At 51.8% G+C, this 6,273-nt stretch carries 5 protein-coding genes; all 5 read left to right on the top strand.

Features of this window, described 5'->3' with window-relative positions:
• On the top strand, positions 1-1,445 hold a 1,445-nt coding region (gene proS, locus Q0236_RS08280; protein ID WP_297916812.1), incomplete at its 5' end, for a proline--tRNA ligase.
• 18 nt (positions 1,446-1,463) lie between these two features.
• Complete coding sequence (locus Q0236_RS08275; protein WP_297916810.1) at positions 1,464-1,919, top strand: DIP1984 family protein; 456 nt, start codon at positions 1,464-1,466, stop codon at positions 1,917-1,919.
• Between the two features lie 419 nt (positions 1,920-2,338).
• On the top strand, positions 2,339-3,025 hold the full coding sequence (locus Q0236_RS08270) for a tyrosine-protein phosphatase (RefSeq protein ID WP_297880162.1): 687 nt from the start codon (positions 2,339-2,341) through the stop codon (positions 3,023-3,025).
• Between the two features lie 295 nt (positions 3,026-3,320).
• Positions 3,321-4,181 (top strand): hypothetical protein, encoded by an 861-nt coding sequence (locus tag Q0236_RS08265; RefSeq protein ID WP_297916808.1) that lies wholly within the window; start codon positions 3,321-3,323, stop codon positions 4,179-4,181.
• A 320-nt stretch (positions 4,182-4,501) separates the two neighbouring features.
• Positions 4,502-5,185, top strand: a complete 684-nt coding sequence (locus Q0236_RS08260) for an SMI1/KNR4 family protein (protein ID WP_297916806.1) — start codon at positions 4,502-4,504, stop codon at positions 5,183-5,185.
• The last annotated feature ends 1,088 nt before the right edge of the window (positions 5,186-6,273 follow it).

The following is a 6,273-nucleotide window of genomic DNA, read 5'->3' as shown; positions in this document are numbered from 1 at the left end:
ACGGCGCGGAGATGATCCGCGTGAAGGATCGTCATGGCCGCGAGTTCTGCATGGGACCGACGCATGAGGAGATGATTACGGCGCTTGTGCGGGATGAGCTGCGCTCCTACAAGCAGCTGCCCGTGCTCCTCTATCAGATTCAGGACAAGTTCCGCGACGAGCGCCGTCCGCGTTTCGGTGTCATGCGCAGCCGCGAATTTATCATGAAGGATCTCTACTCCTTTGATAAGGACATCGAGGGGATGAACGAGTCCTACCGCAAGATGTACGATGCGTACACGAATGTATTCACGCGCTGCGGACTGGACTTCCGCGCGGTGGAAGCGGACAGCGGCGCAATCGGCGGAGGGCACTCCGAGGAGTTCACCGTGCTTGCGCCCGAAGGCGAGTCGCGCATTGCGTGCTGTGATGCGTGCAGCTATGCGGCGAGCGACGAGAAGGCGGCGTTGCGTCCCATCGACGCTCCCCACGAAGAGGTGTTGCCGCTCGAGAAGGTGGCAACGCCCGGCACGCATACGATAGCCCTGCTTGCAGAATATCTCAAGATTCCCGTGGAAAAGACGATCAAGGCGGTTGCCTATCAGACGGAGGACGATACACTCATCCTCGCATTCCTGCGCGGTGACCATGAGGTCAACGAAATCAAGCTCGCGAATGCCGTTCCGGGCGCGCGCGAGCTGCGCATGGCAGACGAGGAAGCGATCCGTGCGGCGGGCGGCTGTCCCGGCTTTATGAGCCCGATCGGCATCAAGGAGGGGACGCATATCGTCGTCGACGAGACGGCGATGCGGATGCACAACGCCGTCTCCGGTGCGAACGAGGCAGACTTCCACTATACGAACGTGAATCCTCAGCGCGACTTTGGCGCGGTGACGGTGGCGGACATCCGCCTCGTGGAGGAAGGCGATGAATGCCCCGTCTGCGAGCACGGACATCTCCACATCGGGCGCGGCATCGAGGCAGGGCAGATCTTCGCGCTCGGCACGAAGTACAGCGCGGCGATGGGCGCAACCTTCCTCGATGAGACGGGCAAGGCGCAGCCCCTGCAGATGGGCTGCTACGGCATCGGCGTCGGGCGTACGATGGCGGCGGCAATCGAGCAGAATCACGACGAGAGCGGCATCATCTGGCCGCGTGCGATTGCCCCCTATGAGGTCGTCGTCGTGGCGGTCAATGCCAAGCTCGTGGATCTGCGAAGCGGCGCGACGCTCTGGGAGGGCTCGGCGCAGGTAAGCGACGACTCAAGCAGAGGCAGTAGCGATCTTGTAGGCATGCTGATCTCCGCGGTCATCAAACAGATCGGCGATACCGTCTCCGACGCGGGATACAAGCTCTCTGCGAGCGCAGATGCGATGCTGCTGGGCCAAAACTGCAACAAATGCTTGCTCTACGGCCCGTATTCACCGCACTACGGACAAGATCGACAGCTTGGCGGCGGCAAATAAATTTTAAAAAGGACGAAAATGAAACTAGCCGAGGCGCTGATACTGCGCGCCGACATACAAAAACGCATCGAGCAGCTAAAATCAAGGCTCGCGGACAACGCGAAGGTGCAAGAGGGCGAGAAACCCAGCGAAGAGCCAAAGGCGCTACTAGCCGAGCTGGATGCGCTCACAAGCGAGCTTGAGCGGCTAATCGTTCGGATAAATTTAACCAACTGCACCGCAAAAGCGGACGGCAAGAGCCTAACCGAGCTAATCGCCAAGCGCGACGTACTCACGCTAAAAGCGGGTGCATTGCGGGCTTTTGCGCAAGCTTCCGCGCAAAAAGTGGATGTTTATTCGCGCAGCGAGATTAAAATTTTAAGCACGGTCGACGTCGCGGCGCTGCAAAAGCAGGTGGACGAGCTGGCTAAGCAGATCAGACAGCTTGACACGACGCTGCAAGGCGCGAACTGGCAGACTGATCTGACCAACTAAAGCGTCAAATTTAGCGGCGAAATTTGAAAGAATTTCGTGAAAATTAAAATTTCGGGTAAGTATCGCAAGAGGCGAGTACGAAACTCACCTGTGAAACAGGTTTATGGCAGCGCTCGCGGAAACGGCGCACCCCTTTTACGATTTATTTTCAGTAAATTTACAAGGGCAATGTAACTACGCAATGTAACTACCGCGTACTGATCTAGCGATACCGAGGGCGGGAACGGGGAAATTTAAAACGAAATTTTGATTTTAACGGCGCGACTTGCGGGCTCGCGGCAAAATTTAGCGGCGATTTTGGCGGGTTTGACGCTCAAATTTTGCGTTAAATTTGGGCGCGCTTACGTTTTGCATTTTGACCCGTCTGGCGTTAAATTTTACAAAAATCATAAAATTTAGCCAAATTTAAAGGATGAAATTTGAAATTTAAAACCCTTGCATTAGCGGCCGCGCTTTTCTTTGCGACCAGCGTAAATGCGGAGCTTGCGACAGATGCGAATTCCATAAATTTTAGAAAAACGAGCGGCGCGGAGCTAAATCTCTCGGACGCAAAAGACGCCAAATTTAAAGACACGCATTTTAAAAGCGCAGATACCGCAGCGAGCGGCACAACCCCAAACTCATCGCAAAAAGCAACCCTCATCGACGAAGCGAAAAATTTCTACCGCGTGGACGAGCTGCTGTTTCGTAGCGCTCAGCTTGATGGAAGCTACGCCGCGAAGCTGCACGAGCTTGGCATCAAAAGCATCGTAAATCTGCGCCATTTTAGCAGAGGCGGCGACAGAAGGGCGTTTGGCGATCAATTTTGGCTCGCGAACAAGCCGCTTCAAAGCTGGGAGATAAAGCCCGCGCAGATCGCGGACGTCTTGCGCACCATTCGCGAGCGCCAAAAGGAGGGCGCCGTGCTCGTGCACTGCTATCACGGAGCCGATCGCACGGGGCTTGTGGTGGCGATGTACCGCGTGATCTATCAGGGCTGGAGTCTGGACGCCGCGCGCAGCGAGATGATAGACGGCGGATACGGCTTTCACTCCATGTGGCAGGATATCGCGGGCTTTTTGACACCGCAAAACGAAGCGCTCGTAAGAGCCGAGCTTGGAATTTAGACGAAATTCTATTTTTTCGCCCGCTCAAGCGGCGTGAAATTTGCAAATTCGAAGCGCGTGAGCTTGATTTAACCAAAGCTTATGCGGCTCAAATTTGATTAGAGCCTGGCAGGCTTAAATTTAAAGGCAAACTACCGCGGCGAGTTATTGTGACAGCGGAAATATTCGCAGGCTGAGCCGCAGCGAGCCTAAATTTAGGGCGACAGGGTTTACGAGCTCGAAAACGGGTTTAAATTTAGCGCGCCGCTTGCGCGATAAAATTCGTGCTTTAAAATTTCAAAAACGGAGATTACGAATGATACATCACTTTGCGGATATGCTAGATCGAAAGGACGATTACTGGGCGATGGTGCCCAACCGCGAGCGTTTCGCATTCGCGCTAAACGGCCCCGTGGCGGACAAGCAGAGCTTGCAGATCGCTACAATAGGGGCGGATACTCCTTTTTGGGAGCAGATTTTTGAGTGCGGGGATCTGCAGGAGCTTACCCTGCACTTGCCTAGCAAGGAGCAGATCGCCGCGATATCTAGGCTTAGGCAGCTTAAGCGTCTGCGCATTACGAGAACTCAAGTGAAGAATACCAACTTTCTCGCCGAACTGCCGCTTTTGCAGGAGCTCGTTTTGGAATACGTCTCGGCATTTTGCGACCTTTCGCCTCTGCGCGAGCTGAAAAGCTTAAGATCGGCGCATTTTGAAAATTTACGCAGAGTGAGCGATTTTTCTGGACTTAGCGGCATAGCCTCGCTGCGATATCTGTGTATCAACGGCACGCTAGATTGGGATCAGCCGATTGCAGATTTCGAGTTTCTCAAAGGCCTAACGGGCCTTGAAGTGCTAAAACTAACCTGGGTGAAGTGCAAAGCCCCATATCCGGCGCTTTTGCCGCTCGCCGCTCTTAAAAATTTAAAAAAGATAAGCCTGTATCCGCACGCCTTTGCGCTGGAGGAGTACGCGCTTGCGCAGCTTATTTGCGAGGGGGTAGAGGGCGCGCAAATGCCGCTTGCGGTGGAGTTTAAAGATACCGGCTATGTATATTTTCTGGGGCGAGGCTCTGGGTACACCAAAATAGGGGCGAAAAACGAGCTGCAAAGACGCGCGGAGTTTGAGCAAAAATTTGAGGCGTACAAGCAAAAGGCGCGAGAAATTTTAAATTTATAGATATTGCTAAAATTTTACTCTTTGCGGCGAGCTAAATTTAAGGCCGCAAATTTCTAAAAAATATAGTAAAGAGATTGCAAGATAGCAAAATTTAAGTCGTAAAAATTTACGCATTTTTCTACTAAAAATTCTCATACCTTTTTCAAATATGCGCTCACGCCGCCGCGTGCGTATCGCAATCAAATCGGCTAAATTTAAAGAGCCGATTTGCGCTTGCGGCGACGGGGTGCGTAAAACGCCGCAAATATCAAACAAAGTATCCGTAAATTTAGCCAAAACGCAGTAAAATTCGAGCGGCAAATTTAACAAAAGGAGCGATCGTGGAAAATTTATTGTTAGCGCAGCTACGCGAAGCGCTACCGCAGGGCATGCGCGTGCCGAGCGAACTTGAGGCGCTTTATGCGTGGATCGAGGCAAACGGCTTTTATGACGACGCGGGCGGGCGCAGACGCGGCTATCTCTACCCGCAGGATCGGTTGCAGCAGAGTTGGAGCGACGATGAGCGCGAGGGCGGCACGGACATCGTATTTTTCACGGATGAGCCGAAAAATCGCGACGAGGAGCTAAGGTATTGGTTTTACGGCGAGGATCGCGAGCTTGCTGCGGAGATCAAGCAGCGGCTTTGCGTGTTCGCAGGCAGCGGCTCGGAGGGCTCGATGTGCGCGCTATGGCTGGACGATGCGGGCGAGACGAAGATCGTGCACATGGGCTCCGGCTCGGGTTCGACGATGACCTGCGTTTTGGCTCATAGCGGGCTTGATTTTTTGCGATTGCTTGCGATCGGATACGATGAGATCTGCTGGGACGAGGATTTTAGCGCTCCGCCAAACAGCGAGGAGGACGACTTTATCGTGCATCCAAACCTGAAATTTCAGCAGTGGGTAACACAGACGTTCAAAACGACGATCCCGCAGACCGCGCTTGAGCTCGTCACGCCCGCGCATCTGGACGACGAGAACCCGAGCGATGAGTTTTTGATCTGGGTAAATCGCGTCGCGGGATAAAATTTAAAGCGGCTTTTGCGCCGCTTAATGAAGTATTGCGGGGTTTGCTTTCACAGGGAACCTTGTGAAATTTAAGCTTTTGCTGGCTAATTTAAAGAGCCTAAATTTAATGGATATCTTTTGATTAAAATTTGGCGGCGGTATCCATATAGAAAAGCATTAACCATCCATTATCGCTTTTGCTGCTCTTAAAATTTTTAATAAATTTGCTCGATAGAATTTAACTCTTTGCAGTGTGGCGATAGAATTTTGCTGCTATTCGAAATAAGACGCGATAGAAAAGTTGCCGCGTCTTTAGGAATCCAAATAAATTTAGCTAAATTCTGCTTGGATGGGTTATATCAAAGCATGGAAATTCTGTCGGTTTATTAGCAAAGAACTGATTGAGACTAAATTCTAAAGCAGAAAAAACAAGGTTAAAAGCTTTTCGGTAGTTTTGGCGATAGGTTGTCTTTAAATGTCGTATCAGAAAAATTGTAACCGCAGCGACGCAGGCAGCGCGCGCAGAGCAAAAAATGGCGCGAGCATCTGTATCGGCGTAGCGCTTTTAGGCTTCGTATGAAAAATCGCCTCAAAACGGATCCTACTTCAAATATCTGCATAAATTACGGCGGATTTTTATCAAGGGCATGAGGGGCGAGCTACAGGCATATCCAGCAAATACGTCTTTGCAGCTAGCTGCGCGCAGGCATTTAAAAGACGGAAAGTAAAAGCGAACAGGTTGAAATCTGAAAGCATTAATAGGCGCGCAATAGGCAAATTGCGCTCAGTGGCGAAGTGAGCGCAAACTTTTTGGCAGCTTTGAGCTATCGCACGCGCGTAGGGTGGCAGGCGCTACTTTGCTTTAAATCTCTTTTTGGATCTTGGGTTTGCGCGCGCAGAGCAGCAAGCACTAAGCAGCTAGGCGTGGAGGTATCGTATTTTGCGCCACTTTCGCAGTAGTTTTCTTTTATACCTGCCAGCTGACACGCTTTCTAGCAATATGAGTGATTGTTGTTTTGACATTAATGAGGATGAGCTTGGCGGGCTCATAGACAGCGCATACAAGTTCGGTAGCATATAGTGAACGCGCGACTTTGCGTGTTTAT

The organism is uncultured Campylobacter sp. (assembly GCF_938031315.1).
Taxonomy (GTDB): Bacteria; Campylobacterota; Campylobacteria; order Campylobacterales; family Campylobacteraceae; genus Campylobacter_B.
Note: the sequence above shows the minus strand (reverse complement) of the source record. Positions and strands in the feature narration are given on the sequence as shown.